The following is a 24994-nucleotide window of genomic DNA, read 5'->3' as shown; positions in this document are numbered from 1 at the left end:
GAAGTATTTGAAAGAGTTAGGGATTAAGAAGCCCTTTACCTTGAGGCTGTCTGCCGGGGCTTGTCAAAGCAGTCTCGCCCGTCGCCATCCAAATACTCCTGTCGGGCCGGGGATGGGTGCGCTTAAGGCGCACCAATGCCAGACCAAATGTTAAAAATACCGGGATAGTCCAATATCTTGCATACATGTGCGGGTTGGACAGAGCGATCGTGAGCAGCGCAGCGATGGTGGTCAGCACGGCGGCGGCGGCATACTTATCTCCGCCCCCGCGCTTCACTGCCAGCCATAGGAGGAAGCCTACCGCGGCAAACATCAACCAGCCGAAGAGCGCAACCAGACCACCCTCAGCCCAAAGAAGGAGGTAAAGATTATGGACAGGAGCATCCTGCACGCTTCTCTCACGGAACTGATCCGCCCCAATGCCAACCAACCAGATCTTGTCGTCGGAAACGATTTGAAGCGCTTCTTGCATAAGCTCAGCTCTTGAGGCGAAGGTTCCCGCTTCGGCGATGTCACCTGAGGAAAGAGCGCCCAACACACGCTTCTGAAATGTTTGCGGCAACATATCTTTACTGCCGAAGATTGCTAGCGCCGCAACGACCAGGACCGTTGTTAGCGACAATCGCATAACCAGCCGACGAGTCGAGATCAGCGCGACAAAGACAATTAGCGATATTGCAGTTACGAATAGACCGCTGTTGGAGCTTGTCAAAACAACGGTTCCGACTACGAGCACAACGGCCGGGACGGCAATCCAATACCTCAGGCGTCCGGAAGACCAGAAATAAAGAAGAATTGGAAGCGTCAACGCATTTATCGCAGCTGCAAGATTGGGATTTCGAAGCATGGTCGCGAGGCGCTTTCCTCCAGTTACCACTCCCTTTCCATCGCTGGGAACGTAACCCACGGTGTAGAACGTGATTATTCCATGAAGATCGATCAGCAGCACGCTGAAAAGAAAGATTGCAGCTAGGCGGTAGGTTTCTCGAGTGTCACTTCGGATGAGGACGAGCATTAAGATAAGATAGGCGAAGAAATACTGCGCCATAACGACTATTCCACGATCGGGCCGACCGTGGACCAAGCTGCCGACCATCATCCCAATCAATAGAAGCATGAACGCGAAAATCCAAGGACCCGTCAAATTGTCGAGGGGTCTTTTGCTGATCTTACGCAGAATGATGAGCAAAAATAAGCTTACGCAGAACAAAAGGTCGCTGACAGTAAAAAAGAGATCGGAAATCCGTAAGGTTGCATAAGGCGCAAGAAAGACGGCCAAGTACACGACGCCGCGCTCGATCGCGGACAGGTGGATGTCCAAGGTACGAGCGCGTCTAGGGAAACAGGGATGAGGCGCCGTGCAATGATTGGATTCTGTCATTCTCGCCTCACTCGCGAAAATGCAGCGAAGCTATGCAATTGACAACGCAGTTGTATGAGTTCTGCGAGTGTTCCATCCTCTCAGCATCCTTCTTTTTTCGCCAATGCAAACGGCGCATAAAGCAACCAGTCACCGTCGGCGTTGTTCGGTTATATGTGGTCACGTCTGATCGCTTCGCCTCTCAGCCACCCTGTCAAATCTCGTCCCACGAGCGCGCTTAGGTTTTCCGTCTCTCTGGCGTAGTACTCAGTCATTCTTTCGCGTAAATCGTCACTCAGCGGCGTATACTGGACTTCGCCCGCTATGAATGAGCGCAACTTCTTAAAGCCCCTGGTTTGCCGCAACGGAGCGACGATTGGTTTCAACGAGTTCAACATGCGGCGCAGGCGCGGGCTGACGACCGGCTCCGACTTGTCCTTGACTTTCCGCGTCAGCGGGTAAGGTGGCAGTTCGTTCGAAAGGTTGAGGAAGTTGCGGACCCGACTGAGTTGCGCGCCAGCATCGGTCTTCAGATCTTCGTAAAAGAGTACAAGAAGCTTCTCCTTGGAATATCTTTCCAGATAGTTTTGCAATTGCCCGAAATAGAGACCGCCATTGAGGAAGCGTCCACCGGCCGCCTGTCTTGGGTCCAGGTACTTCGCGATATCGCGGTCCACTTCGGCGCGACGATAGAGCATGCAATAGTCAGAATAGGCGCGATCCACCGGGTTGCGCAATTGCGCGATCAGACGAGCGTGTGGCATCTTTTCCTTTATGCGCTCCGCCGCCTGCGGCACGTCCAGATACGAGTTGGACTTCTCGCCGCGCAACTGCCTATGACCTTGCCCATTGAAATTTGACAGATACCAATCGTCACCGCGGTCGTAGTTTCGGCTGAAATAGTGCAGTTCAGGATCCGGCATGTAGACGCTGGGATCCTGCTGCAACGATCGCTGGAGCCAGGTGGTCGCACTCTTGGTGGCGCCAATGATCAGAAAGTCGATGTACGAAAAGTCAACGCTACGGGCCTTGACCGATCCGCCGGCGTCAGTCGGCCGGACGGAGGCAGGATCTTTCGGTGTGCTGTCCGAAACCGACAGATCAATGGTCGCACTCATGGCTGGCAGTCTCCTTCAACCGATACGTTATGAATGCAGCAGATAACATGTTTGCGGCGGTCGCCTCTAGGATCCGACTGCCGCCAGGCCTTCACCCAGAGGGGGGCGATCTGCTTCCGCGAAGAACGGACGGCAATCATGTCCCCAAACGATGAAGCCGGGGTTTGCAAAGTCGCAATCGTTGGGCTGGCGTGTCTTTCCGTAAAGAAATGGTTGACCGTCGATTGTGGTTACGCGGCCGCCGGCCGCTCGCAATACTGCGTCACCTGCCGCCGTATCCCACTCCATCGTGCGGCCAAATCGCGGATATACGTCGGCCAGCCCTTCGGCGACGAGGCAGAATTTCAACGATGACCCGACAGACGTGCAGTCGATGATCGCGTTCTTCTTGAGGAAATCGGTTGTTTGGCTGCAGGCGTGGGAACGGCTTGCAACAGCCGTCAGAGTTTCAGGTCTTTCCCGGCAGCGGATCTCCTTGATCTCCGTGACGACGAAGTCATCGGCCACATGGAATTTGGTCGCCTTGCCGCCTTCGGCGGTATACCCGACCTTGCGCGCCGGAGCGAAGACGATTCCACTCACGGGCTCGCCTTCGCGGATCAGTGCGATGTTGACGGTAAAATCGCTCCTTCGATTGATGAACTCCTTTGTGCCATCAAGCGGATCGACCAGAAAGAACTGCCCGCCAATATCGGGCACTTCGCCAGCGGCCACGGACTCTTCGGCGATGACCGGAATTTCGGGAAAGGCACGCCCCAGTATGGCAAGGATGATCTCCTCGGCACGTCGATCGGCTTCGGTAACCGGAGAGCTATCGGCTTTTTCATCGACATCAAAATCGCGACTATAGACGTCGAGAATGGCCTTGCCCGCCTCAATGGCGGCTGCTGTCAGCGTATCGATCATTCCCGCCCTCCCACTGTTCTCTCTCGCCACGCGCCCGGCGCCATGAGAGGCGACGTTATTGTTGCTGCAGATAGACCTCGATCTCTCCCGCCAGTATCTCGACGTCTTGACCGAGGGTCTGAAGGTGGATCTCCGGTGCCTCCGGCCGCTCATAAGGCGAACTGATGCCGGTGAAATTCTTGATTTCGCCAGCGAGAGCCTTCTTGTAGAGCCCCTTGGGGTCGCGTCGAGCACATTCCTCGATGGGGGTGTCGACAAAGATCTCGATGAATTCACCGGGCTCGAACAGCTCCCGCGCCATGCGCCGTTCCGAGCGGAAGGGCGAAATGAACGAGACGAGCACGATCAGGCCCGCTTCCGTCATCAGCTTAGCGACCTCGGCGACGCGACGAATGTTCTCGACGCGGTCCTCTTCGGTAAAGCCCAAGTCGCGGTTGAGGCCATGCCGCACGTTGTCCCCGTCGAGAAGGAAGGTGTGCTGTCCCTTGGCGTGCAGCATCTTTTCCACGATGTTGGCGATCGTCGATTTGCCGGAGCCTGAAAAGCCCGTGAACCAGAGAACGCGCGGTTGCTGTTCGTTGAGGGCTGCACGCGCGCGCTTGTTGATATCCAGTGCCTGCCAATGCACGTTTAGCGCACGGCGAAGCGGAAAGTCGATCATTCCGGCGCCGACGGTTGCATTGGTGAAACGATCGATCAGCACGAAATTGCCCGTGGTCCTGTTGGACCGGTAGCTGTCGAAGACGATCGGCGTCTGGGTTGACAGATTGCACACGCCGATCTCGTTCATGCCGAGCGACTTCGCAGCTTCTTCGGCGAACGTGTTGACGTCGATCTGGTGCTTCAGGCTGGTGACTGTCGTACTGACGCTGTCCACTTCGGTCCGCAGGACGTAGCTGCGCCCGGGAAGCATCGGGTCCGGATGTAGCCAAATGACATGGGCCATAAACTGATCGGCAACGTGGGGACGTTCCTCGGGTCGCACCAGCATGTTGCCGCGTGAGACCTCTAGTTCGTCCTCCAGCACGAGCGTTACGGATTGGCCTTCGACGGCGCGCCCGAGCTTGCCGTCATATGTTACGATCTCCTTTATCTTCGAGCACTGGCCGGATTTCGCCACCACGATGGGATCGCCGACATCGATGCTGCCTGATGCGACCTGGCCGGCAAAGCCGCGGAAGTCGAGATTGGGGCGCATAACGAGCTGTACGGGAAAGCGAAACGGCGTTTCTTCTTCTCCCTCGTCGTCATCTATCGCAACCGTTTCGAGATGATTGAGCAGAGTGACGCCGTTGTACCAGGGCATGTTCGGTGACAGGCTCGTCATGTTGTCGCCAAAGCGGGCCGAGATCGGGATGGCCGTCACTGTCGCAAAGCCGAGATTTTGCGCGAATGCCGTGTAGTCAGCCACGATCGTTTCGAACACCCGCTGATCGTGGCCCATGAGGTCCATCTTGTTAACGGCAAGCACGATGTGCCGGACGCCGAGCAATGAGGCGATGAAAGAATGACGGCGCGTCTGGCGTAGGATACCCTTTCGGCTGTCTACGAGCACGACGGCCAACGTTGCCGTCGAGGCGGCCGTGACCATGTTGCGCGTGTATTCCTCATGTCCGGGAGCATCGGCGACGATGAATTTGCGCCGCGCCGTGGCGAAGAACCGATAGGCGACGTCGATGGTGATGCCTTGCTCCTGCTCGGCCTCGAGCCCGTCGATCAAAGAGGCAAAGTCGATGTCGATGCGGCTGGCGACGCGGCCATGGGCATCACGCTTGAGTGCGGCGAGCTGATCGTCGAAGAGCAACTTGCTGTCGTAGAGCAGCCGCCCGATGAGCGTCGACTTGCCATCGTCCACCGAGCCGCAGGTCATAAAACGCAAGAGCGACTTCTTCTCCTGCTTGGCCAGATACTCGGCGACATTGTTGGGGGTTGCGCGTGCGCTGAAGGCTGTCATCAGAAGTATCCTTCCCGCTTTTTGCGTTCCATCGACGCTGTTTCGTCAGAATCGATCAGCCGGCCCTGCCGCTCCGATGTCCGGGCGGTCAACATTTCGCCGACGATGTCCTCAAGGGTTGCGGCGGTCGATTCGATTGCTGCCGTGAGCGGGTAACAACCGAGTGTGCGGAAACGAACCGTTCGCCGTTCGATCTTCTCGCCCTCGCCCAGCGGCATGCGGTCGTCGTCGACCATGATGAGCGCTCCGTCGCGTTCGACAACCGGGCGCCGCGCCGCAAAATAAAGCGGAACGATCGGGATCTTTTCCCTGAGGATGTATTGCCAGATGTCGAGCTCGGTCCAGTTCGACAGGGGAAAGACCCGGATAGACTCGTTCGGTCCGATGCGGGTGTTATAGCTCCTCCACATTTCCGGCCGCTGGTTCTTGGGATCCCACGCGTGTTGGCTGTTGCGGAAGGAGAAGATGCGCTCTTTCGCGCGGCTTTTCTCTTCGTCCCTCCGGGCTCCGCCGAAGGCGGCGTCAAAGCCATACTTGTCGAGTGCCTGACGAAGTGCCAGCGTCTTCATCACGTGCGTATGCACGTTTGAGCCATGGCTGAAAGGACCAATGCCACGCTCCACGCCGTCGCGATTGATGTGAACGATGAGGTCGATGCCGAGCTCCGCTGCAATCCAATCGCGGAACGCGATCATTTCGCGAAACTTCCAGGTCGTATCGACGTGCAGGAAGGGAAAGGGCGGCTTTGCAGGATAGAATGCCTTCATCGCCAGATGCAGCATTACAGAGGAATCCTTGCCGATCGAATAGAGCATGACCGGCTTGCTGAAAGTCGCCGCGACTTCACGGATTATGTGAATCGCCTCTGCTTCAAGGCGCTGCAAATGAGTTAGCGACATGAAATTGTTACTCCGAAATTTATTTACGAAAACTTCTACGATTTAACTATTTTACCCTTATTAGTATTTCCAAGTTCATGCATACGGAAGATTATAAAGATTGTATTTGTGAAATAAAAAATCGCAAAATTGTAATTATATTTATATTTCGTTTGCAGACTATCTTTTCGCTGCACCGCAGAAAAGCTTGTTTACTACCAGCACTCTTTATATTCTAAATTTCGTATATAGTAAATATCGCCGTGGCTTTATTTGACGACAATCGGTTCATGCCGGGCTAGGGTGCGACTTCCCCCGATGCATGACGAAATACCCACAGCCGCGCCGTCAGGTAGTTCCACAAGAAGACGACGGGGATACTGACAAACTTGGCTATGGGGGCAGGAATGAGCATTGCCAGGCTGGCGACAAATACTGTCGAGATTGCAAGGCCGGCCAGCGTCGCGACAACGAATTTTACCGCCTGCACGTAGTTATGGGCAGCACGGAAGGTAAACGTGCGGTTAAGGACGTAGCTGAGCGCAATGCCGCAGGAATAGGATAGCAGGTTGGAGGGCGAAGGCGGTGCACCCAGGAAAAAGAGGGTGTTGAACAACGCCAGATCGAGCAGCGTCGTCACGGCCCCGACGGCTGCGAAGCGTGCCAGCGTTGCGTGAGCGCGAGGGCCCCTCTCACTGCCGTTGGCTGTCGGTCGCGACATTCGCGCGCCTCCATTCCGGTACGGCCGTCGGCGGCTGACGATGTATTTCAGCGTTCAACGAGGCCTCGATGATCGGTGTGGGGCGATGTTTCGACTGCATGAAGATGCGACCCACATATTCGCCCATGATGCCGAGGAAGATCGCATTCAGGGTGATCGAAATCAGCAGCAGGATCGTCGTCGTCGCAAAGCCCGCCGGCCAATCCTGGCCGAAGAGAAGCTTGCCGATGAGATAGCCGAGAAGCATCAGCAGCGTGGCCGTGCCCATGACGAGGCTCGCCACTGAGGCGAGCCTCAACGGTGTCAGCGAATGATTTAGTATGCCGTCGACCGCGAGCGACAGCATGGCACGGAAGGGAAACTTGCTCTCGCCGGCAACACGGGCCTGGCGGTCGTATTCGAAGCCGACCTGCTTAAATCCCATCGCGCTGATCAGTCCGCGCAGATAAGGAGACGTATCGTCGACCTTGCGCAACTCGTCGAGAATGCGCCGATCGACGAGCCGGAATTCGCCGGCATTGAGCGGCAGGTCGTCTTCGCTGAGCGCATTGATGCACCAGTAGAATGCGCGACGAATGCGCGTCGTCAACCACCCGTCCTTCAAGGTCCGGCGGATGCCATAGACCACCTGATGTCCCTGAAGCCACAGGTCGACCATGCCCGGAATGAGGTCCGGAGGGTCCTGGAGATCGCAGTCGATCTGAACAGAGCAATCCCCTGTCGCATTCTTATATGCGACCAGCAGCGACCTCTGATAGCCAACGTTGCGGCTGAAGCGGATGACCTTGACCGTCGGGTCCTCGCGCGAGATCTCCGAAAGAATATCGAAGGTCCGGTCGGTGGAGTGGTTGTCGGTGAAGATCACCTCGCGGTCGTATCCCGGCAACCTTTGGAACACGTCGACGATTGCCTCATGAGCGCGTCGGACATTGGCCTCTTCGTTGAAGGCAGGCACCAGGATCGAGATTTTCGGTCTCTTGTTCATTGCGAGGCCACCACCTTTAGGCCGTCTTTTGCTGTCGCGGCACTGCTTGCGCTGGGCGGCGCGACCGCTTGCCTCTGCCATTCGACGGTACGGGAAATCCCCTGCGGCAGCGGGATGCGCGCGCTCCAGCCGAAGAGGTCCTTGGCGCGCGCGACCGAAGCCCGCAATTCCCGCCTGCCCGTCGACGGCCTTCCCTCCCGGAGTTCGATGAGGTTGGGATCGGCGCCGGTCCGCTCGACGATCAGCGCTGCGACCTCGCGCATGGTCGGAGCGATGCCGCTTGCAATGTTGACGATACGCGTGCTGATCGGAGCGTCGGCAATGCGCAGCAGGGCGTCGACGACGTCGCCAACATGCAGCAGGTCACGGCGGTCGTCCGGTTGGTGAACGATGCAAGGCTGACCGGCGAGGCAGCGCTCGATGAACAGGGGGACCATGAATTCGGTCGATTGCGTAGGACCGTAGACCAGTGCCAAACGGGCGGTGATGACGGGGAAGGGCAGGCGCCGCTGCAGCCCGCCGACCAGATGGGTCGCAGCGGCAAGCTCTGCGCCATAGGCCGTGACCGGCATTTCCCTGACATCTTCGTCATAGGGCGTGGCTGCGATACCATACTCGGCGATGGATCCGGTCCTGATGATCTTCTGTGGCGGACGAGCGACGCTGCTTGCAGCGCCAAGCAAGTTCAACAGGGCGCTGAGATGTTCGCTGGTCCCGGCCTTTACATCGGCGAGTTCCGCTTCCTCGCGCCGCCTCGGTTTGGCGGCGAGATGGAAGACCATGTCCGGCGTCACCTCCGAGAGGCAGCGCTTCATCGCGTCTTCGGACTGAAGGTCGAAGTCGTGCCGGATGATCGAAGCTTCGAGGCCATCGAGTCGGCTGTCGTCCGAACCCGGCCGCACCACGACGTGAACTTCGTGGCCGGCATCCCGCGAGCCCCGCGCCATATGCGAGCCGATGAAACCAGCCGCGCCGGTGATCAGTACTCTCGACATGCGCCTTTTCCTATCTGCGCCTGATCGGATTGGAGCGATCGGTGTGCCCGCGCCCGACGGCACGGGCACACCGGTTGCGAACGTTTAGTTGACTATAGTCGGATAGGGCAGCGGCACGAGGAACCGGCCGCCATGGGCGGCGAAGTCCGTCTGCTGCAACCGGATCTCGTCGAAGAAATTCCAGGCGAGCACCAGCAACACGTCCGGCGCGTTCTCCTTCAATATCTCGGGAGAGCGGATTGGGATCTTCATGCCCGGCGAATATAGGCCCTGCTTCAGTGTGTTGCGGTCGACGAGATAATCGAGTCTATCCGGACCGATGCCGAAATAGTTGAGCAAGGTGTTTCCCTTGGCCGGGGCGCCGTAGCCTGCGACGGTGACGCCGTCTTTCTTAAGCTGGTCCAGCATGGCGATGAGATCGACGCCGATCCTTCGGATGCGCTCGGCAAAGGCAAGATAGGTATCCGCCTCGAGCATCCCTGCATCGAGCTCTTCCGCAAGCATCTCGCTGACGATCGCCGTCGGGGGCGTGGCCGTGGCAGCGTGTTTGAGGAAAACCCGCATCGAGCCTCCATGCACGCCGAGACGATGAACATCGACGACGTCGAGATCGAAGTACTCGCCGAGCTTGACGAGCGAGAGGAGGCTGAATTCGGATACATGCTCATGATAGATCGTGTCGAACTCGTTGTTTTCGAGAAGATTTTTCGCCCAGGGCACTTCGATGACGAAGACACCATCGTCGGCCAGCCAGCCCTTGACGCCAGCCATGAAGTCATGAAGATCGCCGATATGATTGAACGTGTTCGTGGTGACGATCGCTTTTGCCGAACCGTACTCACTGATCAGTCGGGCCGTTCCGCTGTGGGTAAAGTAGCCGACGTCGACGTTGACACCGCGCGAGCGGGCGATCTCGGCCAGGTTTGCCGCCGGGTCGACGCCGAGCGTCTTTCCGCCCGCCTTATTGCACGCCGAAAGCAGGAGGCCGTCATTGCAGCCGATGTCGACGATCAGCCCATCGCCGGCGGCCTTCTTCAAGATCCCGGCCAGCCCTGCAAAATGGTCATGCATGGATGTGGCGCTCGATGGGACGTAGAGATAGTGCTCAAAGAATCCGTCGGGAACCTGGTCGGAAACCTGGATCAGTCCGCAGGTCAGGCAGGCCTGCGAGTCTAGCGGATACATGGGCTGTTTCTCGGGCACATCTTCCGGGCGCACAAAGCTGTTTGCCGGCGGGTGATCGCCCATGCAGAGAAACGTCAGCGGGTCGGCTGCAAGGCAGGCGCGGCATCTCATAAGGCGTGTCATTTTCAAGCTCCAGGTTGCTCAAAGGAGGCTGCTTGCTGCTGGCGGCGCTTGCTGGCGCCCGAGCTCGCGAATTGCGTGGCGAAATCGCGGAACGACTGGTGGATATGGTCCAGGTGCGCCTGCGTCAGGCCATGGTGGCAGGCGAGCAGGATGCCGCCACGCATCACGTCGTCGGCGACCGGATAGCCGCGCGGCTCGACCTTGCTATGAACGCCAATCATCGCCGGTTGGCGCAGGATGTTTCCGGTAAACACCGGACGGGTCTGGATGTCGCGCTGTTCGAGGAAGATCTGCATCTCCCGGCGGGTGAACGGCGCATCGGCACGCACGGTCATCGGGAACGCCAGCCATCCGGTTCGCGAAAGCGGCAGTTGCTCCGGCAGGACGAACCAGTCCTCGTAGGTCTCGAAGAAGGCGCGCTGCTTGGCGAAGTTGCGCTCGCGCGCATCGATGTTCTGCTGCAGCCGATCGAGCTGGACAAGCCCGAACGCTGCGCCCATTTCGGACGGTTCGATGTTGAAGCCCAACACTTCGAACACGAACTTCGCATCGTAATCGAAGCCGTCGAGGTCGATGTTGAACCGGTTCTCGATGGTCTCGGATTCGACAAAGAGCGAGGATGTGCGGCCCCAGGAGCGATAGAGCATCGCCTTTCGCGCCAGTTCGTCGTCGTTGACGCAAACCATACCGCCGTTGCCCGCCGCGGTGATGACATGCGAGCCGTAGAAGCTGGTCGTGCTAATGTCGGACCGTGCGCCGGTGCTGGTGTCCCTGATCGTCGCGCCCAACGTGTCGGCGCTGTCTTCGATCACCAGCAGTTTGTGCGCGTCTGCGATGGCGCGAATGCGATCCCAATCGGGCAGGTTGCCGATCAGAGACGGGATCATCACCGCCTTCGTTTTCCTGGTAATCATCCGCTCGATCGCATCGACGTCGATATTGTAGGTGCCTTCGACGACGTCGACGAATGCCGGGATAAGACCGGCGCGCACGATCGGGGCAACGGTCGTCGCAAAGGTCAATGCGGGCGTGATGACCTCGGATCCCTTCGGAAGGTCGGCGATTTCGATGGCGAGATGGTTCGCGGACGAACCGGAGTTCACCATGATGCCATGCCGTTTCGCAAAGAGCATCGCGACACGTTCCTGCATTGTCCTGACGGCCGTGCCCATCTGTGTCGATGAGCGCAGGACTGCCACGACGGCATCGATCTCTTCCTGACCGTAAACGGACTGTCCGTAATTAACTCGCATCTTTCCAATCTCCGATGTCGCGCAATGGCAATGGTTTTGGTTCGTGTTCGGCTTCCTGTTTCCAGGCGGCGGCGTATTGCTCGATCTGATGCTCCGAGAACGACCGGATGTTTCTCGGATCCTCCCTGTACTTGCGGTACCAGGCGACGGTCATGGCCACGGTGTCGCGCAGGCGCAGCACCGGCTTCCAGCCTAGTTCCGTGCGGGCCTTGGTGCTGTCGAGGCGCAGGATGGTCGATTCCGCCGGCGCATCCACCCGAGGCTCGACGATGTATTTCGGTGGTGCATCGCCCCATTGGTCGACGACCATGTCGGCAAGCGTTCCGACATTGACGGTCGCTTCCTGGTCGGGGCCAAAGTTCCAGCCCCCGGCAAAGCTTGTTCTGCCGTGAAGCAGGTGCGCCGCCAGCATCATGTAACCGCGAAGCGGCTCGAAGACGTGCTGCCATGGCCGGACGCTCGACGGATTGCGCAGCCGCGCGGGGCTGCCGCCTTCCACCGACCGGACCAGATCGGGCACGAGCCTGTCAGCGCCCCAGTCGCCACCGCCGATGACGTTGCCGGCGCGCACGCTGACGAGTTGTGGGCCTTTGGGATCGTTGAAGAACGATGATCGATAGGCCGATGCGACGAGTTCAGCGCAGCCCTTCGATGAGCTGTAGGGATCGCGCCCGCCCATCGGGTCGTTTTCCCGATAGCCCCAGACCCATTCGCGGTTCTCGTAGCACTTGTCGCTAGTGACAACGATCACGCCCTTCAGCGACTTCATGCGCCTTGCCGCATCGAGCACGATGGCGGTGCCGACGACATTGGTCGCATAGGTGTCGACCGGGTTCTCGAACGACGCCCGCACGACGGCCTGCGCGGCCATGTGAATGACGAGATCGAAATCCTGTCCGTCGATTGCCCGCGCCACGTCGGCGGCAGACTGGATGTCGCCCTCACGGCCGTCGACGAAGTCGCCAAGGTCGGTCGCCAGGTAGAAGGACGGTATCGACGGTGGCAGCGAGAGGCCGACAACCGATGCACCCAGTCGCCTTAGCCAGAGCGAGAGCCAGCCTCCCTTGAAGCCGGTGTGTCCCGTGATCAGGATCTTTCGACCACGGATCGCCTCGGCAAGGTCAACCTCGCTGGTGATCAAAGCCATGTCCTACATCCGTACGTGATGGGTGGAGGGTGCGGCTGTCGCCGCGGCCAGATGATCGCGTTCAAAGTGCAGCCACGGAGGATCTTCGCTTTCGCAAAGCCCGTTCAGGTAATCGCGATCGCGGATCGTATCCATCGGATGCCAGAAGCCGTGATGCTTGTAGGCAAACAGCTGACCGTCCCTGGCGAGATTGGTCAGCGGCGACATTTCGAGCGGTTCGGAAAGGCTCGGGATGTAGTCGAGGACGCCGGGTTCAAAGACGAAGAAGCCGCCGTTGATCCAGGTTTCCTTCTTCTGCACCTTCTCGGTGAACTCGACGACCTGGTCGCCCTCGATCTCGAGGTTGCCGAAGCGGGCCGGCGGCTGCACGGCGGTGACCGTTGCAAGGCGCCCGTGCGAGCGGTGAAACGCCAGTAGGGCCTCGATGTCGATGTTTCCCACGCCGTCCGAATAGGTCACCATGAAGGGCTCGTTGTCGAGCCATTCGCGCAGTCGAAGGAGCCGCCCTCCGGTCATCGTCGACAGGCCCGTGTCCACCACAGAGACATTCCAGTCGAGCGGATGATTGGGGTGCAGCACCATTGAGCCGCTTCCCAGCGCGACGGTAAAGTCCGCGGTCGACAGATGGAAGTTATGGAAGAAGCTTTTGATAGACATGCATTTATAGCCGCCGGCAACGACGAAGTCGCGGTGCCCCCAGTGGCTGTAAATATCCATGACGTGAAGAATGATGGGCTTGCCACCAACCTCGACCATTGGCTTGGGAATACGCGTGGTTTCCTCGGCCAGGCGCGAGCCAAGCCCTCCCGCAAAGAGAACGACTTTCATAGCGGTCTCCAAGAATATATGTTTGGGATAGTGTTTGACGTCTCAGGTTTTATTCATGAGCAATCGCGATCCAATGCGCGACTTGAGTGTTTTCAATAACTGATAAAAATGCACGACAATAAAGGCAGGAGGTTACCTGCGGGCTACGGAATATGTCTGGATAAGTCCCAGGGTTTCCGTTATGTTAAGTAACTAATATACAAGAAATACCTTATATTCTGCTTGGCCGCAAGCCTTTTTATGTGTCAGGTTTATCCTTGCACGCTTGTCGGGGTTGTCCCGCTAGGCCATGCGTCGCTGCGCATTACGATCCTGTGTGATGCATTTGAAGCCATGTGCGACTGCATCGTTCCCGTCGCGAGCCTGTGTTTTATACTTCGTCTAAGTTTGTTCGGAGTTTTTGAATGACCTATCCAGTAAGTGTTTCTTCCGAAAGGCAGGACTCGGTGGAAGGAAAATCAGTCGGGATTTTCTATCAAGTTGCCGTGGCCCTGTTCTTCCTGTTCGTTTTCTATTTTCTGTTTCTTCGGATCATGAATTTCGACTTACGGCGAGACGAGCAGCTCTATGTCCCGCCGGCCAGGCTCTTGAGCGAAAATGCGCTCTACGCCGACTTCTTCTACAATCATCCGCCGGCCTCCGCGTGGTACTTCTACGGCATCAGCAAGCTGACCGGGTCGAGCGACCTGCTCTTAAGCGGTCGCCTCGGTGTTTTCCTAGCCTGGGTCCTCCTGACTGTTGCTGTCGGTGGCGTGGTGTACGTGTTGACGCGCTCGGCTTGGGCAACTGTCTGTGTCGGCATCCTGTCGCTGGTGAACGAGTTGTTCCTGACGCAGACGGGTGTTACCGCCACCAACAATTTTCTGCCGTGGCCGCTGGCCTTTCTCGGCCTCAGTCTTTTTCTTCTCGCCCTGCGTAATGAACAGCGCCGTTCGTTGTTGGTGGCGCTGGCCGGGTTTCTGCTGGCTTTGGCCGTGTGTTTCAAGCTGAGCGCCATCGCCTTCATCCCGGCCGTGGCCGTGACCGCATTCCTTTTGCCGCGATCGCTGGCGCTGAAGGATCGTATCGTAAAGGTCGCGACGCCGCTTTTGGTCGGCGGACTTGTCGGCGGGGCGCCGATCCTTTTCTATCTCGTCAGGGATCCCCAGCTCTTCCTGGCGCATGTGGTGCGCTACCATACCGGTCCGCATCCGCAGTATTGGCGGCTGATGAGCGGCGACGGGGAGGGCGGTGCGATGTCGCTCGCCCAGAAGCTGGTCATGGCGCAGGATATATGGCTTGCGCCGGCCGTGGCCGTGGCGCTTGCGGCGCTCGTCGCCATCGCGTTCATCGTTCTTGCCCGGCGCCCCGACAATGTGACAGCCGAACCAAAGCTGCGCATGGGGGAGTTGCTGGTGCTTGCGGGCGTGCTCTTCTGCAGCATTGTGCTGAGCTTCGTTCCAACGCCCGGGTTCCCGCAGTATTTTGCACCACCGCTCGTCTGCCTTCCGCTGGCATTCGGTCTCTTGCTCGAGGCACTCGGGCCGCGCGCGCTCCCCATGGTGCGGCCAATCCTGCTCTCGGCCGTACTTGTCGTCCTTGCGGTCAACGCGCCGCGCCTTGGTCAATACCTCGGCAACGCGACCCATCCGCAGCAGTGGACGACAATGCGCGTGCATGAGGCAGGAGTGACGATTGCTGAGAGGATGCAGGCTGCCGGCGTCACCGGCAAGGTTGCGACGCTCGCGCCTATCTATCCGATGGAAGGCGGCCTCGATGTCTATGCCGAGTTGGCGACTGGGCCGTTTGCCTACCGCACCGCCGACATGACGAGCCCCGAGCTGGCGAAGTACTATAAGATGACATCGCCATCGACGATTGAAGCTCTGTTCGAGAAAGACCCGCCGGCAGCGTTTCTACTTGGCTTTGAAGAAGAATTGGAAAAGCCGATGCGTGCCTTTGCGGAAAGCCACGGCTACGTGCAGTCCGCCTCTCTCGGCTTTAAGGACAGATATGGGGTTCCGACCCTCTATCTGAAGCCAGCAACGACGCCCGGATCGTGATCGGGGATCCGGCCTCGCCTTCTTAAGGCGGTGCCGTATCAGGTCGAGACGCGCGCTGCCGGGTAAAGCGTCTGGGTCTCTTCAGGCGCTGCAATGACATTGTCCCATTGCTGAAGGACCGACTGGATGGCGTAGCGCGCGGCAACCGCGCGTGCGCCCATGGCGCCGATCTGGTGCCGGAGTATCGCGTCGGCCGCCAGGCGGGCTATCGCGTCTGCCAGCCGGCGAGTGTCTTCCTTCGGAACGAGCATGCCAACCGCCGGCGTGTCGATGATTTCCGACGGCCCCCAGGGACAATCAAACGCAATGCTGGCAAGGCCCGCGGACATCGCCTCCAGCAGCACATTTGGGAAGCCTTCGAAGCGCGAACTGAGGACGAAGATATCGCCGGCGTTGATCCATTCGACCGGTGATTTGGTCGTGCCCGGCATACGAACGCGGTTCGAAAGGCCGAGGCGTCGGACCTGTTCCTCGAGCACGGGCCGTTCCGGGCCTTCGCCGTAGATGGTCAACGTCACGTTCGGCGTGCGCCCCGCGATATCGGCAAAGGCGTCTATCAGCAGATCGAAGCCCTTCTGCCTGTCAAGGCGGCCGACGGCTAGCACCCGGGTGTTGGTACCTGACTGTTTGTCACGCACATGCTGAAGCGTGATCGGGTTGGGGATGATCACCGCCTTGGATTTGAGGGCCGGCGGCAGCGAATTGACCGCTTCCGTCGTCTGCATCACCAGCCGCTCCGCCAGGCGAGCCGCCAGCGGCCGCGCCAATCGCCACAGCTTGTTCATGTCCTGCGTTTTAAAGTTGTTTCGCTCAGAAAGGACGAGCCGCAGGCGGAGGCCGCGGCTGGCAAGTACGACCATGATGTTGACCTTCGTAAGAAAAGAAATGACGAGGTCGGGTGACAGGGCGCGCAGGCGCGCGCGCAATCGGGCGACACGCTCGGCCGTCCTGAAGACAGGCACCGACGAGCCGCCGCCGAGCGCTTCCACACGGACGGACCTGTCATAGGCAAAGTAGGTCTCCGGGGTTTCAGCATTGAGCGCGAGCACGTGCACGTCGTCACCGCGGGCAGAGCGATGGCGCGCAAGAATGTTGACGACCTTTTCAGCGCCGCCCGCACCAAGCCCCGAAAGCACAAACACAATTCGCAATGGCGGCTCCTGTCTCGATTGAGGCAGGCGGACGTCCCGCCTGCGCCCGACCCGCCCACGGCCTAGACGGCGCTCATCCAGCCGTGGGTCAAGGCGAAATGGACAATCTGCGCCCGCGTGTGGAGTTGCAGCTTCTCCGTCGCGCGGGCCTTGTATGTTTCGATCGATTTGACGCTGACATTGGCGCGCGCGCCAATTTCCTTGTTGGAGTACCCAAGGGCGACGAGGCGTAGAACGTCCTGCTCGCGACGGGTCAGCCCCGGCACACCGGCTGTCTTCATCGCGCGCGACCCTGGATTTGGTGCCAAGCGGGTCAGTTCCTGGGCAGTTGGCGGATCGAGATAGAGCCCACCATGCGTCACGGAGCGAACTGCAAGCAGCAGGTGCTCGGGCCCAGAGCACTTCTGGATGAAGCCCTTCACGCCGATCTGAAGCGCCTGCTGCGCGTAGGAGCGCTCCGGGTAAATCGTCATCACCACCACATAGGCCGAAAGCTGCTGCTGGAGGATTTGCTCCGCGAGCGTAAGGCCGCTCATGTCGGGAAGGGCAATATCGATGACCGAAACCTCCGGCCCGGTCTCCTTGATCAGTGCCAGAGCATCCGCACCCGTTCCGGCCGAGCCGACGCAGACAATATCGTTGGTCGTCTCAATCGTCGTGCGGGCGCCGACGATGACGAGCGGATGGTCGTCGATGATGACTGCGCGTATTGGCGTCGTCATGATGCCCGCCTGACTGTCGGCGCCAAGTCCGCCGGCATTCGCGTAGGTCGAGTCCTCTTTTTGTTCTGGTTCACGTGTCGGTCCCCCTTCTCCGAATTCTCGTTCCGCAGCTTTAGCCGTGCGGTGGCTGCTAGAAGTTCCTCAGGTAGTTGGAGTAGCGCCGTTCGATGTGGTGCAGCGTGTATTCGCTTTCGATACGATCTCGGGCAAGATGCGCGTAGCGGGCATATTCCTCCGGCGATAGGTCGAGCACCTTGCGCATGGCGTCGGCAAAGGCCTCGGGATTACGGGCGGGCACGACGATCCCGGCATTGCCGGCAACCTCCGCTGCGTCTCCGACGTCCGTTGCCACCACCATTTTTGCGTAGCTCATCGCCTCGGCAACGACGTTTGGAAAGCCTTCGGTTCTGGAGGACAGAGCGAGGATGTCGATACTTCGGTAGAAATCCTCCATGTCCGCGACTTCGCCCCTAAGGTCGATGGCCTCGCTTGGCAATCCGGCGTCGGCAATCAGCCGCACGACTTCGGGATTGTCCCAGGCCAACCCCCGTCCGGCGGCAAGAAAGCGCGTGTCGGGATGGGTGCGCAACACCGAAGCGGCGGCGCGAAAGAACGTGGCGTGGTCCTTCTGCGGGTGGAAACGCGCGACGATTCCGATCCGTCGGGGCGATGCTTCATGGCCTGCCGAAACCGCCGGAATTTCAAAGCCATTCGGGATGACGACCGAATTCAGGTTGCGGTAGCCATAGGCGCGGTGCATTTCGCAGGCGCGCGACGAATTGTAGATAATGCCGGAGGCCGAGCCGGAGAGCGCCCGGGCAGCGGCGATCGCCATATACGAGCTTCGCGACAGCGAGGCGACATCATCCAGCGACTGGCGCACATTCCAGATGACCGGCGTTGCGCGACGCGCAAGTTTAGCAGCCACCGTGCCGACCACCATGGCGTGGTACATCCAGCAGAGCATGACACTCGGCTTTTCCTGGCGGATGATGCTGGCAAGCCGCATCGTGCCCTGCAAAATGGCCGGGAGCGAGTGCGCGCCGAGCGCCACATACTCGACGCGCGGATTGTCCGCAAGGTCACGGTTTCGCGCCGAGACATCGAGCAGCGATACGACCATGACGCGTTCGTCAGATGACGCCTTGAGCAGGCGCGCGAGCATCGTCTCAGCTCCGGCGCTTGCGCTGAAATTGGTGATCAAATGCAATATCATACCGTGGATCCGAAGTTGCGCCGCCGCTTGGGCCTTCCTCCGCATTCCCTGAGCCTGACGACAGGGCACACTGGTGTGCGTCCCGGCGCTGGTCACAAGCATTAAATTCCTGGGCGTCGCAGTGCACGCCAAGAAATCAACTTCCTATTGCCTCGATTAGACACGTCGGACGCGATTATTCTGAAATAGGTTCGTACTCTAAATTGGCCTTCCAGGGCGCACCCCAGAAAAGCAGTGGTTTCAAGATACAACGGCAGACACTGTCATGCAATTATTCTCTTGCAGTATAGCCCGGCTCTGAAATAGCATCCCGTCATATCATACTTGAAATACATTAATATCGCCCGGATGGGTTATTTCTTCCCTTGGTTGTGATCCGAGTTGTATATTACGCTCTGACACATTGTGCATTTGAGAACCAAAATGCGTTTTGCTCTGGTTGGTGCCGTCGAAGGATCCCTGATCGCGCTCAATGCCCTGCTGGCGAAGGGGATGCTGCCGTCCCTGGTGGTTACGTTGCCGCCGGAGGCTGCGGATCGCCATTCCGATTTCGCGGACTTGACGACGCCGGCGCGCGCGGCAGCCAGCGCGGTCTGCCATACGACAAACGTGAACGCCGAAGAGACGCTTGCAGCCATCCGCGCGAGCGCCCCGGACCTCATCCTGGTCCTCGGCTGGTCGCAGATCTGCCGTCAGGCCTTTCGTGCCATCCCGCGCCTGGGCGTGATCGGGTTTCACCCGTCGGCGCTGCCACGTCTGAGAGGCAGGGGTGTTATCCCCTGGACCATCCTGCTTGATGAAAAGACGACGGGTTCGTCGCTCTTCTGGATAGACGAGGGCACGGATTCCGGCCCCATCATCCTGCAGCGCCTTTTTTCCGTCGCGCCGGATGAGACGGCGCGTAGTCTCTACGGCAAGCATGTGTGCAATCTGGCGGAGATGGTGCCGGAGGCCGTTGAATTGGCCGCAGCCGGCAAGGCGCCGCGGGTCGAGCAGGACCACAGCCTGGCGAACTATTGTGCAAAGCGTGTCGCGGAGGACGGCCTGATCAATTGGCAGCGCCCAGCGGTGGAGGTGCTGCGACTGATCAGGGCGGTCGGCGAGCCCTATCCCGGCGCTTTTTCGCGCCAGGACGGAAAGGTCATCCATATCGATGCGGCGCGGGTCTTCGCGGAGTCCTTCCGCTACATCGGCCTTGCCGCGCAAGTTCAGACCCATACGGCGAATGGTTTTACCGTGATGTGTGGAGACCTTGAGTGCATCGAGGTAACCGCGTGGCGCACGGCCGACGGCCGGCGCCCCCCGGTGCACAGCAAGTTGGGCGCGTAGTCGCGCGGGCATTGGCAAAGGGTTCAGTCAGGCGGGGCCACGGCGATTGCTTTTGCCCGTCGGCCTAACAGTCAAGGAGAAGGCGTGTATGGCGTACCGATCGTTCAAGATCCTCTTTTCTTCCGCAGGAAGACGTGTTGGCCTGATCGAGTGTTTTCGCCGGGCAGCGCGCGCGCTTGATATCGATATCCAGATTCTGGCGTGCGACCTTGATCCTGACCTGAGCGCGGCCTGTGCCGTTGCAGACCGGGCTTTCGCGGTACCGGCCTACAATCACCCGGAGTTCACGGGCCGCCTGGCGGAGATCGCGCGGGCGCATGATGTGCGCCTGCTCGTACCAACGATCGATCCCGAACTGGTGCCGCTTGCGGCAGCGGCGGGGGATTTCGACCGCTTCGATTGCCGCGTGCATGTGAGCACTCCGCCGGTCATCGACGTTGTGCGCGACAAGCTCGAAACCATGCGCGTGCTCGACGCGGCCGGGGTGCCGGTCCCGCGAACCGGCATGCTGGAGGAGGTTCGCGGCGAGCTCTCCCGCTGGGACTGGCCGCTGTTCCTCAAGCCCAATGCAGGGAGCGCAAGCCGCTCGATCAGCATGGTGCGCTCAATGGCCGATCTGCCTGAAACGACCGCAGAGCCGATGATCCTGCAGCAATATCTCGACGGTCCGGAGCATACGGTCAATGCGTTCGTCGATGACGGCGGCACATTGCAGTCGGTCATTTCGCATCGGCGCTTGCGTGTAAGGGCGGGCGAGGTTGAAAAGGGCGTCACCGAGCGCCATTCGCCGCATCGGGCTATGGCTGAGGGTATTTTACGAGCGTTGCCGGACTTGCGCGGCGCGTTCTGTTTCCAGGTCATCGACGATCGGCTCAGCGGCCCGCGGGTGATCGAAATCAACGCCCGCTTCGGCGGAGGCTATCCGCTTCTGGATCATGCCGGCGCGACCTTTGCCCAATGGCTGCTGGAGGAAGTGGCGGGCCTACCGAGAACGGCGCACGACGATTGGCGAGAAGGTGTGCTGATGCTGCGATACGACGCGGCGGTCTTCAGGGGATAGGCGGATGGGCGAGCAGGTGCTTGTCTTCGATCTCGACGACACGCTTTATCTGGAGCGGGATTTTGCCTTGAGCGGCTTCAAGGCCGCCGATGCTTGGCTGGCGAACCATATCGGCGCGGAAGGCTTTGCCGGGTTTTGCGAGGCAGCTGCTGCGAGCGGGCAAAGTGGACGCGTTTTCGATACAGCTCTGGCAGCGATGGGCATTGCCGTTAACGAGGTGTTGGTAACCCAGTTGGTCGGCGTCTATCGCGGACACCGGCCGGAAATAGCCCTCGCCGACGATGCTCGCCGCTATCTGGAGCGTGCGCGCGCCGGCCGAAGGGCGATCATCACAGACGGGCCAGCGGCCACGCAACAGGCTAAGGTCAAAGCGCTGGGGCTCGAAGCCCTGGTGGACCGAGTAATCTTCACTGATCTTTGGGGGAGAGAATTCTGGAAGCCGCATGCACGCGCCTATGAGGCGATCGAGGCCTGGGCGGAGCTCACACCCGACAATCTCGTCTACGTCGCCGACAATCCGGTGAAAGATTTCGTCACGCCGCGCCGGCGCGGGTGGAAAACTGTGATGGTGGCGCGCGAAGAGCGGGTTCACCGCATAGCGGCGCCGCACGAGGCGCACCAAGCCGACAGGCGGATCAGCGATCTCGACGAACTGGACGACGCATTGCGATCACTCGCCGCTGGTGAAGCGGTCTCTCGGTGAGCTTGTCGCGAGAAGGACTGCCAACATGGGCGGGAACGGGTGGGAGTGGCGGCCGCGGAGCGCGTATTCAAACTCGCGGCCGCCGGTATTTTACGCGAAGGTGAAGTCCGCCGCGCTGAAGTTGGCCGCAGACAGGGTACCGTACGGATCGTCGACGACGATTTGGAAGGCGTGGCCGGCCGAATCGTGCGCCTTCAGGATCACGTCGCCGCTCGGGTCGTCATACGCATAGACCGTGCCGGGGCCACCGGTGTTGGCGTAGCGGGTGATGCCGAGCTTCTCGAGCACGATCCGATCGAGGCCATCCTGATAGTCCATGATGGCGTCACGACCACCATCGATCGCGCCGGCGCCTTTGAAGACGAAGCGGTCGGCATCAGCACCGCCCCAAAGCGTGTCAGAGCCGGACTCGCCGATGAGCGTGTCCTTGCCTGCGTCACCGCGGACGGTATCGTTGCCGAGGCCGGCATAGAAGAAATCGTCGCCGTCGCCGCCGTTGAGAACATCGGAGCCGTCTTCGCCGCTGATGCTGTCGTTTCCGCCGTCGCCGTAGACGAGGTCGTCACCCGCGCCGACAGCGATCTTGTCGGCACCGCTCCCGCCATGCGCCTCGTCCCGGCCGTTCTCGGAATCGAGAATGTCGTTGCCGTCGCCGCCGTCGAGATAGTTGTCGCCGTCGCCGCCGTCGACCCGGTCATCGCCGATGCCGCCATAGACGTGGTCGTTCCCCGACTGGCCCTTCAGCGCATCGTTGCCGCCTTCGCCATAGATGTAGTCGTTGCCGGCGCCACCGCTGACGGCCTGTGTGGTCACCTTGCCGGTTGCGGGATCGACGCGATTGACGAAGCCATCGTTGCCGTCACCGGCATGAATGATATCGTTCCCGTACCCGCCGTCGATGTATTCCTCGCCGGCGCCGCCATAGAATGTGTCATTTCCGCCACCGCCGAGCATGTGATCATGGCCATCTCCGCCGTCGAGGATGTCGTCGCCATCTTCACCGTCGAAGATGTCGTTGCCCAGGCCACCCACGAAGCGGTCGTTGCCAAGGCCGCCATCGAAGGAGTCGTTGCCGACGCCGCCTTCAGCATAATCGTCGCCTGGACCGGCCTTGAAGAAGTCGTTGCCGTCGCCTCCATACATCCGGTCGTTGCCGTCGCCACCGTCGAGATAGTCGTCTCCGGCATAGCCCCAAAGGCTATCGTCGCCGCCATATCCATAAATTGTGTCAGCTACGTTCGTGCCATAAAGCGTGTCAGCTACGGGTCTTCCCTTAACGATCATGTTTCCATCCTTTATTAGTGGGGCAGAATACGCGCCGTTGCTTTTACCGACCGCTGCGCAAAGACAGCAAGCGACCTCAGCGTGTGAAAACTGTGATCTGTCGCGTTAAATGGTGGGGGCTTAAAATAGCATCTATAAGCAACCCCTACAACAGATGTATAGTACCTACTCAACCCCCGGCATGTTGACATCGCGGAACATTTCCATCGATACGGCCCCACTTAAATTCCTAGAAACGGCGTCGTTGCAGCATGGTAGACAAAAGAATCACAAGCGGCAGTTTACGCTCTGCGTTCCTGCGCAGCGTCATTGATCTCGGCTTGTTCTCGACGGTCGTCAACGTGTTGGCCCTGACCTCGCCGCTGTTCCTGATCCAGGTTTATGATCGGGTTTTGCCCTCTTCGAGCATCGAAACGCTCGTCTATCTCACGATTATCGCGTTCCTTGCCTTCGCATTCCTCGGCCTGCTCGATGTGATTCGGACGATCTATGCGGTGCGCATGGCGGCCAAACTCGACAGCGAGCTCGGGGCGACCGCCTTTGCGAACGTGGTCACGGCAACGGGGCGGGAGCCAGGTGACATCCAGCCCTTGCGCGATCTTGCGACCATCAGAGGCTTTGTCGCTTCACGCGGCACGCCGGTCCTCTTTGATCTGCCGTTCTCGCCGGTGTTCGCCGCACTCCTTTATCTCCTTCATCCGCTGCTCTTCTTGATGACGACGATCGGCGGGATCGTGATCTTGCTCTTGGTTTTCCTCAATCAGTACATGAACAAGAAGGCGTCGCAGTTCGCACAGGAGCGTATAACCAGCGCCAATCTGACGGCGCAGATGTTCAGCCGCAATGCCGAGACCGTGCGTGCGATGGGCATGACGAACAATGTCAGCGAGGTTTGGGGCCGACAGTTTGCTGCCGCGACCGCGGCAGCGGACGGAAGCCTCGTCGTCAACGCCATCTTCGGCGGCATATCGCGATCGATCAGAATGATCCTGCAGATGGCGATCCTCGCTGTTGGCGCGACCCTTGTCTTAAAGGGGCAGATGACTGCCGGCATGATTTTCGCGTCGTCGATCCTATCGGGCCGCGCGCTGCAGCCGCTCGATCAGCTGGTCGGGATCTGGAAGCAGGCAATGGATGCGCGCAGCGCCTGGTCGCGGTTCGAAAAGGTGATCGAGGCCGGCAGTGTCGATAGCCGCAAGCTTCTGCTGCCGAACCCCGCCGGCGATATCGCCGTGCGTGATTTGCTCTATGTTTCGCCCGACGCCGGAGCCGACCCTGAGCCGATCCTGAAACGGCTGAATTTCACGATCGCTGCTGGTGAGAGCGTTGCTGTGGTCGGACCGAGCCGGGCGGGCAAATCGACGCTCGCGCGGCTTCTGACCGGCGCCGTTATCCCGACGGCGGGCTCGATCACCATCGACGGTGCGGATCTGAGAACCTGGGACGCGACGCAGCTCGGCAGTCTGATCGGCTATCTCGCACAGGACGTGCAGCTGCTGCCGGGCACGATCGCTGCCAACATCTCCCGCTTCGAGCCGGATGCAGCCGACGAGGCGGTGGTTGCGGCCGCGCGTGCGGCTCATGCCAATGATCTCATCCTGTCGCAGACGAAGGGCTATCAGACCCCGATTGGGCCGGGTTCCAACAATCTCTCCGGCGGCGAGCGGCAGCGCATCGGGCTTGCGCGCGCCTTCTACGGCTCCCCGCGGCTCCTTGTTCTCGACGAGCCGAACGCCAACCTCGACGGCGAAGGGGAAGCGGCACTCGGACGGGCGCTGCGAGACGCGAAAGCGCGCGGCGTCACCGTCGTGATCGTCACGCACCGCATTTCGATCGCAACCACCTGCGACCGCATCCTGGTGATGAAGAATGGGCGGATCGACGACTTCGGCCCGACAGACGAGGTGGCGCGTCGGGCGCAGTCCGAAAGGGCTGACCGGGCCGCGAAGGCCGCGGCTGTCAAGCGACAGGCGAACCCTCCGCCGACAAACATTTCCGCCTTCCTGCCTGGCAGAACCGGGGATCGCCCATGAC

The 24994-nt window shown here is 59.8% G+C and carries 21 protein-coding genes; 5 read left to right on the top strand and 16 right to left on the bottom strand.

Features of this window, described 5'->3' with window-relative positions; all coding sequences use genetic code 11:
• Nucleotides 1–16 precede the first annotated feature (16 nt).
• The 12 genes from ASD01_RS07425 to rfbF all read right to left on the bottom strand — a co-directional run bounded on the left by ASD01_RS07425 (nt 17) and on the right by rfbF (nt 13453).
• Nucleotides 17–1381 (bottom strand): O-antigen ligase family protein, encoded by a 1365-nt coding sequence (locus ASD01_RS07425; protein WP_060643787.1) that lies wholly within the window; start codon nt 1379–1381, stop codon nt 17–19.
• 149 nt (nt 1382–1530) lie between these two features.
• A complete protein-coding gene (locus ASD01_RS07420) occupies nt 1531–2478 on the bottom strand; it encodes a sulfotransferase family protein (RefSeq protein ID WP_060643786.1) in 948 nt (315 codons plus the stop codon).
• A 66-nt stretch (nt 2479–2544) separates the two neighbouring features.
• Complete coding sequence (gene cysQ / locus ASD01_RS07415) at nt 2545–3384, bottom strand: 3'(2'),5'-bisphosphate nucleotidase CysQ (protein ID WP_063979500.1); 840 nt, start codon at nt 3382–3384, stop codon at nt 2545–2547.
• 55 nt (nt 3385–3439) lie between these two features.
• The gene (gene cysN, locus ASD01_RS07410; RefSeq protein ID WP_060529424.1) at nt 3440–5338 is read right to left on the bottom strand and encodes a sulfate adenylyltransferase subunit CysN; all 1899 of its coding nucleotides are present in this window, start codon (nt 5336–5338) and stop codon (nt 3440–3442) included.
• Nucleotides 5338–6237 carry a sulfate adenylyltransferase subunit CysD gene (gene cysD, locus ASD01_RS07405; RefSeq protein ID WP_060529423.1) on the bottom strand — a complete coding sequence of 300 codons (900 nt, stop codon included), beginning with the start codon at nt 6235–6237 and terminating at the stop codon, nt 5338–5340. Before cysD ends, cysN begins: the two co-directional genes overlap by 1 nt.
• A 277-nt stretch (nt 6238–6514) precedes the next feature.
• Nucleotides 6515–6937 carry a GtrA family protein gene (locus ASD01_RS07400; RefSeq protein ID WP_060529422.1) on the bottom strand — a complete coding sequence of 141 codons (423 nt, stop codon included), beginning with the start codon at nt 6935–6937 and terminating at the stop codon, nt 6515–6517.
• Nucleotides 6909–7922: a glycosyltransferase family 2 protein gene (locus ASD01_RS07395; protein ID WP_060529421.1), complete on the bottom strand. Its 1014-nt coding sequence runs from the start codon at nt 7920–7922 to the stop codon at nt 6909–6911. Before ASD01_RS07395 ends, ASD01_RS07400 begins: the two co-directional genes overlap by 29 nt.
• Complete coding sequence (locus tag ASD01_RS07390; protein WP_060529420.1) at nt 7919–8917, bottom strand: NAD-dependent epimerase/dehydratase family protein; 999 nt, start codon at nt 8915–8917, stop codon at nt 7919–7921. The genes ASD01_RS07395 and ASD01_RS07390 overlap by 4 nt, the downstream gene beginning before the upstream one ends.
• Nucleotides 8918–9001: 84 nt before the next feature.
• Nucleotides 9002–10225 (bottom strand): class I SAM-dependent methyltransferase, encoded by a 1224-nt coding sequence (locus ASD01_RS07385; protein ID WP_060529419.1) that lies wholly within the window; start codon nt 10223–10225, stop codon nt 9002–9004.
• A 2-nt stretch (nt 10226–10227) separates the two neighbouring features.
• On the bottom strand, nt 10228–11478 hold the full coding sequence (locus ASD01_RS07380) for a DegT/DnrJ/EryC1/StrS family aminotransferase (protein WP_060643785.1): 1251 nt from the start codon (nt 11476–11478) through the stop codon (nt 10228–10230).
• On the bottom strand, nt 11468–12625 hold the full coding sequence (gene rfbG / locus ASD01_RS07375) for a CDP-glucose 4,6-dehydratase (RefSeq protein ID WP_060643784.1): 1158 nt from the start codon (nt 12623–12625) through the stop codon (nt 11468–11470). The genes ASD01_RS07380 and rfbG overlap by 11 nt, the downstream gene beginning before the upstream one ends.
• Before the next feature lie 3 nt (nt 12626–12628).
• Entirely contained in the window at nt 12629–13453 is an 825-nt protein-coding gene (gene rfbF, locus ASD01_RS07370) for a glucose-1-phosphate cytidylyltransferase (RefSeq protein WP_060529417.1), read from the bottom strand.
• Nucleotides 13454–13857: 404 nt separating this feature from the next.
• Between rfbF and ASD01_RS07365 the strand changes: the two genes are divergently transcribed.
• Nucleotides 13858–15495 carry a glycosyltransferase family 39 protein gene (locus tag ASD01_RS07365; RefSeq protein WP_060643783.1) on the top strand — a complete coding sequence of 546 codons (1638 nt, stop codon included), beginning with the start codon at nt 13858–13860 and terminating at the stop codon, nt 15493–15495.
• Between the two features lie 38 nt (nt 15496–15533).
• Here ASD01_RS07365 and ASD01_RS07360 read toward each other — a convergent pair whose 3' ends face one another.
• The 3 genes from ASD01_RS07360 to ASD01_RS07350 all read right to left on the bottom strand — a co-directional run bounded on the left by ASD01_RS07360 (nt 15534) and on the right by ASD01_RS07350 (nt 18584).
• Nucleotides 15534–16637, bottom strand: a complete 1104-nt coding sequence (locus ASD01_RS07360) for a glycosyltransferase family 4 protein (protein ID WP_060643782.1) — start codon at nt 16635–16637, stop codon at nt 15534–15536.
• A gap of 71 nt (nt 16638–16708) precedes the next feature.
• Nucleotides 16709–17368: a response regulator transcription factor gene (locus ASD01_RS07355; RefSeq protein WP_060529414.1), complete on the bottom strand. Its 660-nt coding sequence runs from the start codon at nt 17366–17368 to the stop codon at nt 16709–16711.
• 130 nt (nt 17369–17498) lie between these two features.
• Nucleotides 17499–18584: a glycosyltransferase gene (locus ASD01_RS07350; protein ID WP_060529413.1), complete on the bottom strand. Its 1086-nt coding sequence runs from the start codon at nt 18582–18584 to the stop codon at nt 17499–17501.
• Nucleotides 18585–19007: 423 nt separating this feature from the next.
• On the opposite strand from ASD01_RS07350, the gene ASD01_RS07345 reads away from it, so the two are divergent.
• From ASD01_RS07345 to ASD01_RS07335, 3 genes are all read left to right on the top strand, one after another.
• The gene (locus ASD01_RS07345; RefSeq protein WP_060643781.1) at nt 19008–19913 is read left to right on the top strand and encodes a methionyl-tRNA formyltransferase; all 906 of its coding nucleotides are present in this window, start codon (nt 19008–19010) and stop codon (nt 19911–19913) included.
• Nucleotides 19914–20001: 88 nt separating this feature from the next.
• Nucleotides 20002–20973: an ATP-grasp domain-containing protein gene (locus ASD01_RS07340; RefSeq protein ID WP_060643780.1), complete on the top strand. Its 972-nt coding sequence runs from the start codon at nt 20002–20004 to the stop codon at nt 20971–20973.
• Between the two features lie 4 nt (nt 20974–20977).
• Nucleotides 20978–21676: an HAD family hydrolase gene (locus tag ASD01_RS07335; RefSeq protein ID WP_060529410.1), complete on the top strand. Its 699-nt coding sequence runs from the start codon at nt 20978–20980 to the stop codon at nt 21674–21676.
• A gap of 90 nt (nt 21677–21766) precedes the next feature.
• Here the strand turns inward: ASD01_RS07335 and ASD01_RS07330 are convergent, their stop codons facing one another.
• Nucleotides 21767–22960, bottom strand: coding sequence for a calcium-binding protein (locus ASD01_RS07330; RefSeq protein ID WP_060643779.1), 1194 nt, complete (start codon nt 22958–22960; stop codon nt 21767–21769).
• A gap of 251 nt (nt 22961–23211) precedes the next feature.
• Between ASD01_RS07330 and ASD01_RS07325 the strand changes: the two genes are divergently transcribed.
• Complete coding sequence (locus ASD01_RS07325) at nt 23212–24993, top strand: type I secretion system permease/ATPase (protein WP_060643778.1); 1782 nt, start codon at nt 23212–23214, stop codon at nt 24991–24993.
• Nucleotide 24994: the final 1 nt, after the last annotated feature.

Source organism: Ensifer sp. Root423 (genome assembly GCF_001426275.1).
GTDB lineage: Bacteria > Pseudomonadota > Alphaproteobacteria > Rhizobiales > Rhizobiaceae > Ensifer > Ensifer adhaerens.
Note: the sequence above shows the minus strand (reverse complement) of the source record. Positions and strands in the feature narration are given on the sequence as shown.

What these genes read in the sequence shown, in the direction of transcription:
- ASD01_RS07425 (WP_060643787.1), bottom strand. Translation starts at nt 1,381, where the DNA reads ATGACAGAATCCAATCATTGCACGGCGCCTCATCCCTGTTTCCCTAGA.
- ASD01_RS07420 (WP_060643786.1), bottom strand. Translation starts at nt 2,478, where the DNA reads ATGAGTGCGACCATTGATCTGTCGGTTTCGGACAGCACACCGAAAGAT.
- cysQ (WP_063979500.1), bottom strand. Translation starts at nt 3,384, where the DNA reads ATGATCGATACGCTGACAGCAGCCGCCATTGAGGCGGGCAAGGCCATT.
- cysN (WP_060529424.1), bottom strand. Translation starts at nt 5,338, where the DNA reads ATGACAGCCTTCAGCGCACGCGCAACCCCCAACAATGTCGCCGAGTAT.
- cysD (WP_060529423.1), bottom strand. Translation starts at nt 6,237, where the DNA reads ATGTCGCTAACTCATTTGCAGCGCCTTGAAGCAGAGGCGATTCACATA.
- ASD01_RS07400 (WP_060529422.1), bottom strand. Translation starts at nt 6,937, where the DNA reads ATGTCGCGACCGACAGCCAACGGCAGTGAGAGGGGCCCTCGCGCTCAC.
- ASD01_RS07395 (WP_060529421.1), bottom strand. Translation starts at nt 7,922, where the DNA reads ATGAACAAGAGACCGAAAATCTCGATCCTGGTGCCTGCCTTCAACGAA.
- ASD01_RS07390 (WP_060529420.1), bottom strand. Translation starts at nt 8,917, where the DNA reads ATGTCGAGAGTACTGATCACCGGCGCGGCTGGTTTCATCGGCTCGCAT.
- ASD01_RS07385 (WP_060529419.1), bottom strand. Translation starts at nt 10,225, where the DNA reads ATGACACGCCTTATGAGATGCCGCGCCTGCCTTGCAGCCGACCCGCTG.
- ASD01_RS07380 (WP_060643785.1), bottom strand. Translation starts at nt 11,478, where the DNA reads ATGCGAGTTAATTACGGACAGTCCGTTTACGGTCAGGAAGAGATCGAT.
- rfbG (WP_060643784.1), bottom strand. Translation starts at nt 12,625, where the DNA reads ATGGCTTTGATCACCAGCGAGGTTGACCTTGCCGAGGCGATCCGTGGT.
- rfbF (WP_060529417.1), bottom strand. Translation starts at nt 13,453, where the DNA reads ATGAAAGTCGTTCTCTTTGCGGGAGGGCTTGGCTCGCGCCTGGCCGAG.
- ASD01_RS07365 (WP_060643783.1), top strand. Translation starts at nt 13,858, where the DNA reads ATGACCTATCCAGTAAGTGTTTCTTCCGAAAGGCAGGACTCGGTGGAA.
- ASD01_RS07355 (WP_060529414.1), bottom strand. Translation starts at nt 17,368, where the DNA reads ATGACGACGCCAATACGCGCAGTCATCATCGACGACCATCCGCTCGTC.
- ASD01_RS07350 (WP_060529413.1), bottom strand. Translation starts at nt 18,584, where the DNA reads ATGATATTGCATTTGATCACCAATTTCAGCGCAAGCGCCGGAGCTGAG.
- ASD01_RS07345 (WP_060643781.1), top strand. Translation starts at nt 19,008, where the DNA reads ATGCGTTTTGCTCTGGTTGGTGCCGTCGAAGGATCCCTGATCGCGCTC.
- ASD01_RS07340 (WP_060643780.1), top strand. Translation starts at nt 20,002, where the DNA reads ATGGCGTACCGATCGTTCAAGATCCTCTTTTCTTCCGCAGGAAGACGT.
- ASD01_RS07335 (WP_060529410.1), top strand. Translation starts at nt 20,978, where the DNA reads ATGGGCGAGCAGGTGCTTGTCTTCGATCTCGACGACACGCTTTATCTG.
- ASD01_RS07330 (WP_060643779.1), bottom strand. Translation starts at nt 22,960, where the DNA reads ATGATCGTTAAGGGAAGACCCGTAGCTGACACGCTTTATGGCACGAAC.
- ASD01_RS07325 (WP_060643778.1), top strand. Translation starts at nt 23,212, where the DNA reads ATGGTAGACAAAAGAATCACAAGCGGCAGTTTACGCTCTGCGTTCCTG.